The organism is Peribacillus phoenicis, assembly GCF_047238085.1.
GTDB lineage: Bacteria > Bacillota > Bacilli > Bacillales > DSM-1321 > Peribacillus.
Window position 1 is genome coordinate 3,303,210 of record NZ_JBDFMF010000001.1, and the last position, 12,845, is coordinate 3,316,054.

Annotated in this window: 15 protein-coding genes; 3 read left to right on the plus strand and 12 right to left on the minus strand. The window is 40.4% G+C overall.

All coding sequences use genetic code 11. The annotated features are described in order from the left end of the window. Positions 1 to 98: 98 nt before the first annotated feature. The gene (locus tag ABC374_RS16155; protein ID WP_413018890.1) at positions 99 to 956 is read left to right on the plus strand and encodes a hypothetical protein; all 858 of its coding nucleotides are present in this window, start codon (positions 99 to 101) and stop codon (positions 954 to 956) included. Here the strand turns inward: ABC374_RS16155 and ABC374_RS16160 are convergent. From ABC374_RS16160 to ABC374_RS16180, 5 genes are all read right to left on the minus strand, one after another. After that, positions 951 to 2,489, minus strand: coding sequence for a rhomboid family intramembrane serine protease (locus tag ABC374_RS16160; RefSeq protein ID WP_413018892.1), 1,539 nt, complete (start codon positions 2,487 to 2,489; stop codon positions 951 to 953). The two genes, ABC374_RS16155 and ABC374_RS16160, sit on opposite strands and share 6 nt — an antisense overlap. 164 nt (positions 2,490 to 2,653) lie before the next feature. Continuing rightward, positions 2,654 to 2,842, minus strand: coding sequence for a hypothetical protein (locus ABC374_RS16165; protein ID WP_101222568.1), 189 nt, complete (start codon positions 2,840 to 2,842; stop codon positions 2,654 to 2,656). A gap of 75 nt (positions 2,843 to 2,917) precedes the next feature. Next, the gene (locus tag ABC374_RS16170) at positions 2,918 to 3,490 is read right to left on the minus strand and encodes a 5-formyltetrahydrofolate cyclo-ligase (protein ID WP_350299478.1); all 573 of its coding nucleotides are present in this window, start codon (positions 3,488 to 3,490) and stop codon (positions 2,918 to 2,920) included. Between the two features lie 178 nt (positions 3,491 to 3,668). After that, a complete protein-coding gene (rpmG, locus tag ABC374_RS16175) occupies positions 3,669 to 3,818 on the minus strand; it encodes a 50S ribosomal protein L33 (RefSeq protein WP_028391797.1) in 150 nt (49 codons plus the stop codon). A gap of 118 nt (positions 3,819 to 3,936) precedes the next feature. Next, positions 3,937 to 4,545 (minus strand): hypothetical protein, encoded by a 609-nt coding sequence (locus tag ABC374_RS16180; RefSeq protein ID WP_101222570.1) that lies wholly within the window; start codon positions 4,543 to 4,545, stop codon positions 3,937 to 3,939. A 426-nt stretch (positions 4,546 to 4,971) separates the two neighbouring features. Here ABC374_RS16180 and ABC374_RS16185 point away from each other — a divergent pair, with 426 nt between their 5' ends. Continuing rightward, positions 4,972 to 5,352, plus strand: coding sequence for a hypothetical protein (locus tag ABC374_RS16185; protein ID WP_413018895.1), 381 nt, complete (start codon positions 4,972 to 4,974; stop codon positions 5,350 to 5,352). Positions 5,353 to 5,354: 2 nt separating this feature from the next. Continuing rightward, positions 5,355 to 5,807, plus strand: coding sequence for a hypothetical protein (locus ABC374_RS16190; RefSeq protein ID WP_413018897.1), 453 nt, complete (start codon positions 5,355 to 5,357; stop codon positions 5,805 to 5,807). 69 nt (positions 5,808 to 5,876) lie between these two features. Here the strand turns inward: ABC374_RS16190 and phoU are convergent, their stop codons facing one another. The 7 genes from phoU to ABC374_RS16225 form a co-directional block, all read right to left on the minus strand. Further along, positions 5,877 to 6,530 carry a phosphate signaling complex protein PhoU gene (gene phoU / locus ABC374_RS16195; RefSeq protein WP_413018899.1) on the minus strand — a complete coding sequence of 218 codons (654 nt, stop codon included), beginning with the start codon at positions 6,528 to 6,530 and terminating at the stop codon, positions 5,877 to 5,879. A gap of 20 nt (positions 6,531 to 6,550) precedes the next feature. Beyond that, positions 6,551 to 7,378, minus strand: a complete 828-nt coding sequence (gene pstB / locus ABC374_RS16200) for a phosphate ABC transporter ATP-binding protein PstB (RefSeq protein WP_350299481.1) — start codon at positions 7,376 to 7,378, stop codon at positions 6,551 to 6,553. A 15-nt stretch (positions 7,379 to 7,393) separates the two neighbouring features. Beyond that, entirely contained in the window at positions 7,394 to 8,272 is an 879-nt protein-coding gene (gene pstA / locus ABC374_RS16205; RefSeq protein ID WP_063590620.1) for a phosphate ABC transporter permease PstA, read from the minus strand. Positions 8,273 to 8,275: 3 nt separating this feature from the next. After that, entirely contained in the window at positions 8,276 to 9,175 is a 900-nt protein-coding gene (gene pstC / locus ABC374_RS16210; RefSeq protein WP_413020382.1) for a phosphate ABC transporter permease subunit PstC, read from the minus strand. 138 nt (positions 9,176 to 9,313) lie between these two features. Beyond that, the gene (locus ABC374_RS16215) at positions 9,314 to 10,135 is read right to left on the minus strand and encodes a PstS family phosphate ABC transporter substrate-binding protein (RefSeq protein WP_413018902.1); all 822 of its coding nucleotides are present in this window, start codon (positions 10,133 to 10,135) and stop codon (positions 9,314 to 9,316) included. After that, positions 10,068 to 10,277 carry a hypothetical protein gene (locus tag ABC374_RS16220; protein ID WP_413018904.1) on the minus strand — a complete coding sequence of 70 codons (210 nt, stop codon included), beginning with the start codon at positions 10,275 to 10,277 and terminating at the stop codon, positions 10,068 to 10,070. The genes ABC374_RS16215 and ABC374_RS16220 overlap by 68 nt, the downstream gene beginning before the upstream one ends. A gap of 206 nt (positions 10,278 to 10,483) precedes the next feature. After that, positions 10,484 to 12,652 (minus strand): peptidoglycan D,D-transpeptidase FtsI family protein, encoded by a 2,169-nt coding sequence (locus tag ABC374_RS16225; RefSeq protein WP_413018906.1) that lies wholly within the window; start codon positions 12,650 to 12,652, stop codon positions 10,484 to 10,486. Positions 12,653 to 12,845 lie beyond the last annotated feature (193 nt).

A 12,845-nucleotide genomic window follows, 5' to 3' on the forward strand; every position in this document is an offset into this window, starting at 1 on the left:
ATTCATATGATGAAATATTAAGAATGTGGACTCTATCGATTTGATTCAACAGCTTAATGTTTTTAACCACTCATCACGAGCGAAAACGGAGGGGAAAAATGAAAGTACAATTGAAGTATACCGTCTTTTTGGTTTTGACGACCATTTTTGTCATCCTATATTTATCAAATCATAAAAGGGCAGAGGAAACCATCATTTTTTTTCCCATCGATTCCTCGCTCCATTATGAACATGCTTCCACCCACCTGACACCGGAAGCTACCGGGGATTCAACCTATACCATCACTTGGAGGGTGGAGTCTTCATTGGACCAGACAGCTTACTTGCGTCAGGACGTATCGCTTTTATACAAAAATGGAAAATTGGCAGGAGCCTTAAAAAATTGGCGCCAAAATAAACAAGAGCTCTCTCAAAAAGCGAAAACTAAAGAAACCGAGAGTGGTCGTTATGAAGCGGTAACGTTTCATTATGCCGAGGTTCATCCGAGTGACACAATATTCACCAGTGCCCAGCAGCTCAGTAAAGATAAACTCTATACAGTAACGACACCGGTTTTTCAATATTTCCACCGTCCCCTTTCAGAAGAACAGTTTCAGTGGAAAAAAACGCTGGACGGCTTGACAGATCAAACGGTTCGAAATGGTTTGGAAAAAGCCGGTCAAGCATTTCAGGTTAATCTGGATCAGTACAAAATCATCTCTTTAACAGATCTGCCGTCAAAGAAAAATCAATGGCTAGCTGACTTCCCCCAATTCAAACGGGAAGAAATTGTGGGAAAACTGTGGGAAGGACTTTACAAAAATTACGTGTTGGGAATAAAAAAGGAGGATGGATCCACTGCGAGTCCACAAGGGAGCACCATCCCCCTATTGCTCATGGCGAAGAATCAAAGTGAAATACTTGTCTTGTTTACCCTGAAAGACGGTTCCCCAATCATGCTGCGTCAAAAGTTATAGTCGCTTTTCAATTTCTGCCAGCAGTTTAGTATATGATTTATTATCCGGGGCAAGCGCAATAGCATGAACAGCTTGCTCCTTAGCTTGATCGAATGATTCGAGATTCATGTAGACTAAGGCAAGATTGTAATGGGCTTCATGCAAATCCGGATTGCTTTCAATCGCTTTTTCATAATAATCCCTGGCTTTATATATGTCCTTATTATCAAAAGATAAATTTCCCAGCATAAAAAGCGATAGCGGTGCATCAGGATTTGCATCAACATAATTGTTTAGCATCTCTACAGCTTTATCCTCTTCATCATCATCAATATACTTTTGGGCCAGCATGGCCATCGTATTATCATCTATATCTGCACTTTCCTGATGATTGAAACCAAAGTGAAGCAAGGCATAGGTCAGTATTGCCGACCCGATCAGAAAAGCCAGCTGCCGAAAGATATTCCTGGATTTTGGCAGATGCACCACTCCAGCAGCCAAGAACCCTCCGATCAAACCTCCGATATGCCCTGCATTATCAATTCCCGAAACGGTGAAACCATATATTAAGTTAATGATGATCAACACAATCACCGATGAGCCCATCGAGCGCATGAATAATTTCGGATAGACGATGCCGAAGTACAGAAGTGCCCCAAAGCAGCCAAAAATGGCTCCGCTCGCCCCTGCGGAAAGGTTCGGGGTCATGATGAAGCTGCCTAGAGTTCCAGCGAAACCAGCGAATATATAGATGAAAAGGAACCTGGCATTACCGTAAATCCTTTCAACTTCAGCTCCGATTAAATACAATGAAAATGTATTCATCAATAAATGAATGAACCCAATATGGACGATCATCGGTGTAAAGAACCGCCACCATTCCCCTTGTATGATATAAGGGGAAAATTTAGCGCCAAACTCAATCAAAGTTTTGGAATTGGTGCTGCCCCCATTAAACACCATCAAGATGAACACAGCTATTTGTAACGCCATGAATATATATGTAAAGAATGGCTTATTGGCATTTTGAAATACCTTCTGCTCAGCCTTAGCCTTTTTGACTGACTCCGAGATGGCGTCTTTCTTTACTGCGAGAATCTTTTCCTCATCTATTTCATTATCTTCAAGAACTTGAATTGAAAGTGGTTTTTTCAAAACATGTTCAAGGTTTTGCAAAGAGTCATGAAAGTTTTCACAAGTTAAAAGGAACGTGTTAACATTCGTTTTTTTAAAGGAAGCCAAGCGTGAGCTAAAGTCATGATCATCCACCGGGGCGAATTTACTAACATAGATACTTAATATGTTAATGGGCTTTTTATACAATTTCCTTCTGATCCTTTCCCCATTCTGTAAAGTTCGGTCGATATCGCGTTTCAGCCAATTAGCCCAATCCAAATCATGTCGAATGAGTCTTATGACAGGAAATTCTTTATTCTTATCGCTTTCAAGCCAAATCTCCTGATGGTTTTCCGTGACAGTGATCATTCGATAATCATAATGGGCTGACAACTCCCTTATGGTTTCCCAAAACAAATAATCCTCTTTAAATCCCAATGCCTTCCCCACTTTCCAATGAAACTTAAGCTTCTAAAATTCCTGTTTCTTAATTAAAACTATAGACGAAATCATGAAAAAAGTAAAAAAGGAGACTGCTTTCCCGGTCCTTAAAAATAAAAAAGGAACCCCTGATCAGGTTCCTTTTTAAGATGCCGGCATTCTCATTTGGTCTGACTGAACATGCTTTGCATCATTTTATCCCTGAACATTGGCATATCCAAGGATTTAGTCACTAGAAATCTTCTTAAAATGCCGTTGGACAGCGCAACATTTATCAGGCGGTACCGGTTTTTGTAACCTGCATAAACAGCTAAACCAACCAAGAAGATTTGAATAATTAATCGAAGCATAACAATCCCTCCTATCAATAGTGTGATACAGGACAGGATTTTTATGAGCTAAAAGTGATAATTAATAAACTTCTTCTAATGGGCGTACGTACGTATTACCCTGGATGGGGTAATGAGTTTGCCTACCGCTATATCATGGACTTCTATCGGGAGTTCATCCATTAATTGAAGCTCGTATGTAAGTGCCAATGTATCTCCTCGGTAATAAGATAGGAAACGGTCATAATAGCCGCCTCCAAAGCCTAGGCGATACCCTTCCTTGGTAAAAGCAAGACCGGGTACGATCAATGCATCCAATTCCTCTTTCCGAGCCTTGGCTGTTTCAGCCACTGGTTCAAGCAACCCGTAATAAACAGACTCCAGCTGATTGAAGGACGAGATTTTCTTGAATTCCATTGTCTTTTTTTCAGGATCACATTTTGGTACTGCCACTTCTTTTCCTTCACTCCATGCTTGTTCGATGATTCGTACAGTTGGAACTTCGGGCGGTATGGAGATGGTGATGCCTATGGTTTTTGCTTTTTTCCATTCCTCCAGTGAAAATAAGTTTTCAGCAATTCTATTCGAAAGTTCCTCATGTTCCTCTTTAGTCAGCTCCATTAAACGGGACCTAACTTCTTGGCGGAGCTTATTTTTGTTTTCTCTCATCTCTTCCGACTCCTTTAGTCTGCTTCTATCATTATCTCATAATATTGGTTCATATACGAAAAATACGGTGTCGGAAATCGCCGAACCATTAATTCATCTGAAAATATCCACTAAAGGAAAGAGAGGAAGAATGGATTAAAAAAATGCATAAAAAAAACAACAGGAAAAATCCTGTTGCTTACTTTGTTTCACGGTGAGTCGTGCTGCGTTTTTCTCTTGAGCAGTATTTTTTAAGCTCAAGACGGTCTGGATTGTTACGTTTATTTTTTTTAGAAATATAGTTACGGTCTCCACATTCAGTGCAAGCTAATGTAATATTTACGCGCATTGTGTATTTCCCTCCAAACATATTGACTTTTTCACATAGGACTTTTCTATAATAGCATTATTCAATGCGAATTGCTAGTATGTTTTTTGGGAAATCCAACATTAACTTTTTTGAATTCTTAATTGTTTACGTTTTGCATCGTCAGGAGGAGCTGATTATTTATGACTTTCGCTTCTTCTTTCGTTTCAGCATGAATGACCCAGGCCACAGCTTCCACACATTCCTTCGGCAAGATTTCAGTCTCTAGCGTAAACACGCTGGTAACTTCCCCTTTGGCGAGCGGTGAATAAGCCAGGAGCCCCTCCTTCAATGATTTGAAGCACCCCTCTTGATAAAGGCTTCCCTTACCTTGGATGCAATATTGAGAGATGCTTTTTCCTTTCACCAATCCACCCAATAAGGCAATCGATTGGGGGGCTACATGTAAAATCGCCCGTTCATTCGGGCTGTAAAAAGCCACCGCCTGCCTTTCGAAAGCGTTTTCATAGTGAAAAAACACTTTTGGGCGCTTCGTCTCGAATGAGGTATTTCTAATCGTGAACTTCGAAAAGGTCACCTGCCCTTGGGTATATGTTTGTGAAAGTGTCCGGATCTCTCCATTAGGATGACTCATCATATCTTCTTCAGGATACCAATCAAAACTCTCATCCATCCATAACCCAGCTTTTAATCCCTTACGAAATATATCCTGGTTATCCTGCGGCATATACGCGAATAGCGAATTCATATAATCATCCCTTCCCCTTCTTTATCCTTATATATAGCTTATCGTTAGGCGCTGACAGTGAGACTATCCACTTTAGAAACTGCACACCATTTTCTTATAGGTAAATTATTTTTAACTATTCAAAATATTTTGTTTTTTCGATTTATTCTATCTTTATGTTAGCACTGAATTGGCTGATGGACAATAAACACATTTTGTCGAATTTTATGTATGTTATCTCTTAAAGGTTTTTTTCCCATTTTAATGCCTAATTTTTTTTCTTCATCTACTGTCTTAAGGATTTTCGACAATATCTGAAACAAAACAGACAATAAATGAAGTTGAAGGCCCACTTCCGAAAATATAAAAATATGAAAATCTCCAATTTTTCTTAAATATGTGTAAAATATAAGTATATTGTCGAAAATTATCTTCTGAGGTGAAAACATGGAAACACTTATCATCCTTCTTTTTTCATTAGCGATCGTCCTTCTCATCATTTCCTTTTTCGGTAAAGATAAAGTTGCCAAATTAGAGGAAGATTTGGAGCAGATGACACTAACGTATATGCAGGATATCTACCAATTAAAGAAGAAGGTGAAGATTCTTGAAGAGGAATTCGTTATCCCGGACGAACCCGTTCCCCCTGAAAAGGTTAAATCAACTGTCAATTCCAATGATAGCGAACCCATTCATGAAATTCTAAAAAGCCAGGTTCTATCTTTATATAGTCAAGGCCTTTCTTTGGACCAGATCGCCAGACAATCCTCGTTAACGAAGGAACAAACCATTGCAGTGATCGAGCAGCAAAGATTGCGTGGTGAATGAGAATGAACAAAGCAAGACTGCAAGGTCTTTCCGCCGGTATCATTTTTACAACAACAATCTTTGCTGGCTTTTATTATGGCACCGGATTATTCGAAGGCACCACTCCGACTGCGGAGGAAGCTAAGGAATTGCTCGTGAAGAAAGGATACGTCGTTACACTCCCTATGGAGGAAACTAAAAAGACCGTCCAACCAAAGGATCCGGATAAGGATTCAATGGAGAAAGGGGCTTCAAAAAAAGATCCCTCCATCGTCACCTATACAATTAAAGTGAAAACGAATATGACCACAACCGAAATTGCCGATAGCCTTGCCACTGAAAAAATCATCGATGATGCTGCTGAATTTGAAGCGTACATGAATGACCATGATTTCTCAAAAAAAATACAAATCGGTGAGTTTGTTGTTACGAATAATATGACATATAGACAATTGGCCAATACTTTGACCCATTAATGAATAAGAGAGACTTTTAAATGGACGATGTCCGAGAAAAAGCCTCTCTTTTTTTCAATCAGGATGGGTTCATTCATTCCTGCTGATATATCTCCCTCTTACCAGGAAGTAAATATTCTCTGCAATATTCGTTGTATGGTCCGCTGTCCTTTCCAAATATCGAGCAATTAAGGAAAGCTGTGTAACCTGCTGAAGGTTTTTTTCATCTGAAAGGCGAAGGAGACTCCGAATCATATCTCCATAAAAGCGATCAACCTCGTCATCCATTTCAATGATTTCTCTTGAAAGAACAACATCTTCCTTCTCAAATGCTTCTATTGAAAGTTGAATCATCTTTAATGTAATATCATGCATCTGCTTTAATGGTGTTAAAGGCAGAATAAATGGCTGGTCACCGATTCGGATGGCTGATTTAGCAATATTCACACCAAAGTCCGCCATCCTTTCAATATCAGAGGCGATTTTTATGGCAGCAATGATACGCCTTAAATCAATCGCAACCGGCTGCTGCTTAGCAATCAGCAAAATCGCAAAGTCATTAATTTCCTCTTCCAGTAAATCAGCGATTGTATCATCATCAATAACTTCAAGAGCATCATCCACATTATTGTTTTCCAGTGCGGCATATGATTTTGATATGGCACTTAATGCTAAATTAGCCAACTTCACGATTTTCTCCTGTAACTCTTTCAATTGAAGCTCGAAATTTTCACGAACGATCATTATCGCATCTCCCTTTCTCTTTAACCGAAGCGTCCGGTAATGTAATCTTCTGTTCTTTTATCATTCGGATTAGAGAAGATGGTGTTTGTATCAGAATATTCGATGACTTCCCCATTTAAGAAGAAGGCTGTTCTATCAGAGATACGTGCTGCCTGCTGCATGTTATGGGTAACGATGATGATGCTGAAATCCTTTTTCATTTCTTGGACCAATTCTTCTATTTTCAAAGTGGATATCGGGTCAAGGGCAGAAGTCGGTTCATCCATTAATATGACATCAGGTTCGATTGCCAAACATCTGGCAATACAAAGACGCTGTTGCTGTCCACCTGAAAGTCCATATGCATTTTCATGCAGTCGGTCTTTCACTTCATCCCAAATGGCTGCCCCTTTTAAACTCTTTTCGACGATCTCATCAAGAATTTTTTTATTTTTAATTCCATGGATTTTTGGTCCGTATACAACATTTTCATAAATTGATTTAGGAAAGGGATTAGGCTTTTGGAAAACCATTCCCACCTGTGTCCTTAAATCTTCCACCTTATAGGACTGATCGAGGATATTCCTGTTTCTATATTTAATCTGACCTGTCGTTTTCACATCCGGGACTAGCTCTATCATTCGGTTCAATGTTTTGATGTAGGTGGATTTCCCACATCCTGAAGGACCAATGATGGCGGTCACTTCATTTTGGTGCATATCCAGATTAATATTTTTCAAAGCATGGTTTTCTCCATACCATAAATTGAGATTGGATGTTTCATACACCTTTTCCGTCAAGGCAGCTGATCCGACATTTTCGATTCCGATTGCCGGTGACTCTTTTTCTCTCGTTAAGGTCATATTCATGCTTCCTTCCTCCTATCAGTATCTTTTCTGGAATTTATTTCGAATTATAACCGCTATTGAATTCATGAATATTAACAGGATGAGTAAAACGATGATTCCCGCGGCAGCAACCTGCTGGAATTCCTCCTGTGGACGGGATGTCCAATTATAGATTTGCATTGGCAGCACTGTGAATGTATCCATGACCGTTTGAGGTAAAAAGGCGATGAACATTGGTATGCCAACCACCACCAATGGAGCCGTTTCACCGATTGCACGTGATAAAGCAAGTATCCCCCCAGTTAAAATGCCAGGTATCGCAGCAGGCAGGACCACTTTCAATATCGTTTGCCACTTTGTTGCACCCATTCCAAATGAAGCTTCCCTTAAATCACGAGGTACGGCACGTATGGCCTCTTGGGCAGCTACTATGATGACAGGAAGAACAAGTAGGCTCATCGTCAAGCCTGCTGCCAATATGGACCGGTCCAAAGCTAGAGCACGAACGAAAACCGTTAAACCCAAAAGCCCAAATACTATTGACGGCACACCCGCCAGATTGGAAATATTCACTTTGATAAAAGTGGTGATCCAATTCTTCCGGGCATATTCCTCTAAATAAATGGCCGTTCCAACACCAAGCAGCAGGGAAACCGGGGCCACCACTACCATCAACCAAATTGAACCTATCAACGCTGCCTTTATACCAGCCTCTTCAGGTTTCCTGGAAGCGAAATTCTGAAGGAAATCCCCATTCAGACTGCCAATTCCTTGAGTGAATATCCGATAAAATAAGATGGCCAATACGAGGAGGCCAACCAATGTTGCCAAGAAGAATAATCCTTTACAAATCGTGTTAACAGCCAGCCTAGCAGGCATTTTTTTTGCAACATGACTTTTGTTTATCAGTTTCATGTCTTAATATTCCTCCCTGAACTTGCGAGAGATGAACTGCGCCAGTAAATTCATGATAAGCGTAAAGACGAACAGTGTCATTCCAACCGCATAAATGCTGTAGTAAATCGTTGTCCCATATCCTGCATCTCCCGAACTTACCTGTACAATATAAGCGGTCATCGTTTGAATCGATGAAGTTACATCCATGCTCATATTTGGGGTCGAGCCACCGGCAACACTCACAATCATGGTTTCCCCGATCGCTCTGGATAGAGCAAGAACGATGGATGCCACAATTCCTGAAAGGGCTGCTGGCAATACCACTTTAATTGTCGTTTCGAGTTTCGTTGCTCCTAAGGCATACGCACCTTCGCGAATCGACTTCGGTACTGATACAAGGGCATCTTCCGACAAAGAGGCTATCATCGGCATGATCATGATTCCTACAACGATTCCAGGACTAAGAGCATTGAACATGTCAAGGGAAGGAAATAAATCCCGTAAAACCGGTGTTACAAAAGTTAAGGCAAAGAAGCCGTAAACGATAGTAGGAATTCCAGCTAAAACTTCTAAAATCGGCTTGATGATTCTGCGTGTTTTCTCTGATGCATATTCACTCAAGAAAATGGCTGTTGCAAGCCCTACTGGAACTGCAACCACCGCTGCTATGACTGTTATCTTCATCGTTCCCACGATAAGCGGCATAATCCCATAGGACGGTGTAGATGCAAATGGCAGCCATTTAGCTTCTGTAAAAAATTCGACGATAGATACTTTGTCAAAAAAGATAAATGTTTCAAATATAAGCGTCAGGATGATCCCGATTGTAGTAAAAACGGAAATTGCCGCCGTAAGGAACAAAAGCTTAGGGATGACTTTTTCCATATTCATTTTTTTCTTACTTTTCTTTTCCAGAATCATTTGCTGTACAGAATAGGTTTCTGTTTTTCTAAGTTCCAACTTGCATCCTCCATTTCAGACACACAATATTTGGATTTACAAGCTGTTACCCCCGCCTTAATCGAGTCAAGGCGGGATTTCAGTAGCCTGTAATATCGTTTATTTTTCCAGTTCTTTTAATTTATCAAGATCTTTCTGGTACTCTTCTTCCGGCAGGCCGATATAACCCACTTCTTCAGCAAGCTCTCCTGCATTTTCAATGACGAATTGAGTATAATCAGCAACTTGTTCTTTTTCAGCTACCGACTTATTAGCTACATATGTGTAAAGTGGACGTGACAATGGTGCATACTCCCCACTTTTAATCGTTTCATGTGTTGGCTCTATAGCACCTTTGCCGTTGTCGATGGAAATGATCTTTAACTTATCTTTATTTTCAGAGTAGTAAGCATAACCGAAGAAACCAATCGCATTTTTATCACCTTCTACACCTTGTACAAGGACATTGTCATCTTCTGAAAGCGTAGCATTTTCCACCATCGGTTTTTCTTCAAGGATTACTTCATTGAAATAATCATATGTGCCTGAATCTGTTCCCGGAGAGTAGAATTTAATTTCTTCCTTCGGCCATTCAGGACGTATATCAGACCATTTCTTCACCTTTCCATTATCAATCCACAGTTTTTGAAGTTCTTCAACTGTTAGTGAATCGATGAATTCATTATCTTTATTGGCGACGATTGAAATACCGTCAAATGCCAGTTTCAACTCTGTATATTTAACTCCCTTTTCATCAAGTAAGGCAGTTTCTTCTTCTTTGACCGGGCGGGATGCATTGGCTAGGTCCGTATCACCAGCGATGAATTTCTTAAATCCCCCACCTGTTCCTGACGATCCCACTGATACCTTCACATCAGGCTGTGTAGCCATATATTCTTCGGCAACTGCCTCCATGATCGGAAAGAACCGTTGAAGAACCATCCGTAATTACTTCTCCCTGCAGTTGGCCAGACCCTTTTCCTTCACCGCTGCTTGTCTTAGTGTCATCGGATCCACAACCCGCCGCTACTGCAATTACTCCACCCATCATTACAGTCATTGCCATACCTTTGAAACGTCTCATTTGTAAATCCCCCTAAGAATTTTATATGAATATTTTGTCCTACTCTCACATCATACTTTTAGACTGTAAACTCCGTTTGAAGCAAATGTAAATATTCAGTAAATAATTGTGTGTTAATTGTAAAGATGAAAGAACTGTACTGATCTTGGTTTTAAAATGCAAAAAAACACGTTTCCGGTTTTACCCAAAAACGTGTTTTTAATCTTTTATTCATTTTCTTGGCTTTTTCTAACTTCAGCCTGGTCCTTTTGAACATCTTTACCATTCTCTACTTTCAAATCAGTCGAGGTTTCGGTATTTTCCTTTTTAGCCCGTTCTTTTTTCAGTTCGAAATACTTATCCATAATCTCTTCACCTATTTCTTTACTCATGCTGTGACCCGTATGTCCTTGGTATGCCCACGGCACAACGACCGCAAAAGCGACCTCCGGATTTTTAGCAGGCGCATAGCCAACAAGCGTGATGTTCATCGTTGCTTGGGGCTCGCTATAATCCATCCGGTTCGGACCGTCATAGAATGCTTCCGCCGTCCCGGTTTTAGCTGCCACTGTATACGATTTTTTCCCAAAATAGGTATAAGCCGTTCCGCCTTGTTCCATCGCAACTTTCTCGAAACCGCTCTGCACACGTTCTACCCATTCTTCCTTCATATCAAGACGATTAAGGACAGTCGGTGCAACGTCTTCGGCAACAGGACCCAATTCCTCATTATTATCAACCGGATCACGGATTTCCTTAACCATATGCGGCTTCATGCGGTTTCCGCCATTCGCTATCGTGGAAACGTATTGCACAAGCTGCATCGGTGTGTACGTATCATACTGTCCGATTGCGAGGTCAAGCAACTTACCCGCTAACGCTTCTGAACCTTTGAATCCACTCATCTCATTCGGGAGATCGATTCCCGTACGAACACCCAAGCCAAACTGGGCAAATGAATTCCGGATGGTCGAAAACGCGCTTGAGCTAATATTTAAAGGTTCATTCGGCACATAATGCGCACCTGCAATATTAATCGCCGTTCTGAACATATAAACATTGGAAGATACTTTTAAAGCCGTTAAATCATTAATGTTCCCAAAGTTTTTATATGAGCCTTTTTCCTTTGTCCCCTTAATCTTCAGCTTTGTATCATAAAAGTATGTCCCCGGCTGGATTGCGCCTTGCTGATAACCGGTTAAAACGGTAGCACCTTTCACCGCGGAACCCATCGTATAGGAAGTCGTGATATTTCCTAATGCAAAGTCCTCAATGGAGGATTTCCCCGTTTTTGGGTCCTTCTCATATTTCTTGCCTGCCATCGTCAATACTTCCCCTGTATCGGGATCCATCATGACGACAAATGCCCTGTCCAAGAACTTGGTGTTACCCATTTTTTTCTTGGCAATCAATTGCTTTTCAATGATTTCCTCAGTTGCAAGCTGTAAATCCATATCAACTGTCAATATAAGATCTTTTCCTCGCGAACCTTCAGTAATCACTTCGGAATCGACGACATTTCCTGATTTATCGGTCACATTCCTTACTTTCGCTTTCTGACCTTGGAGGACATCTTCATATTGCGCCTCAATATAACTCTTACCTACACGGTCATTCCGGCTATAATCGCGTGCTAAATAATAGTCCAGACTTTCACTAGGCAAGCCTTCTTCAGATGAGGAAACTTTACCCAAAACAGATTTAAGTGTTTTATTATATGTATAAAAACGATCCCAATCTGTAGATATATCGACCCCTGGGAGCGAATCAAGGTTTTCACTCACCTTGGCGAATTCTTCTTTTGTTACTTTCTTGTTTTTCACAATTTGCGGGGTAAGGGCATATCCGCTTGCAAATTCCCTATAGATGGCAAGAACTTCAAGATCCTTTTCCGAAAGCTCTGTTTCTTCTTCAGTAATCCGATCAAGCTGAAGCTTATACAAATCACTTTCTTCCATCTCGCCTTCTTCCACTTTTTTCCTCTCTTTATCGGTAATCTTTTTCTCGGCCAGCTTTGGATTCTTCAAAATCCAAAAATCCTTTTTATCGCGTTCAGTCACTTTGTCTGTTTCCTTTTCGATCAACGTCGCGAGTTTCTCAGCCGTTTCCACCATTTCTGTTTGTTTCGTACCTTGTTTTCGTGTATATGTAATTGCATCCAGTGGTTGATTATCGACCATCAGTTTCAAATTCCGGTCATACATTTTCCCACGGGGCACCGAATTATTCACGGTCACTTCCTCTGTTCTTTCAATCTCACGGCGGTAATCATCACCATAAACAATCTGTACAACACCTAAGCGTAAAATTAAAGCGGAAAACAAAACAAACACTAAAAAGAAAAGAATATTCAATCTGAAAGGCACATGCGTCTTTTTCTTTTTCTTTTTATTCACACTAAGCCACACATCCTTTTTACATAGTCATAATAGTCCTATACTATTCTATAGAACATTTATATTTTTTTCTACCTTAGTGTTCTAGAAATATTAAACATCTAATGAACTTTACATAAAAAGTGACTTACTGCTCATCAATCCTAAAACCGCAAGTCCTGATAATTGGAAAAGAGGCCCTCTGGCCTCTTTT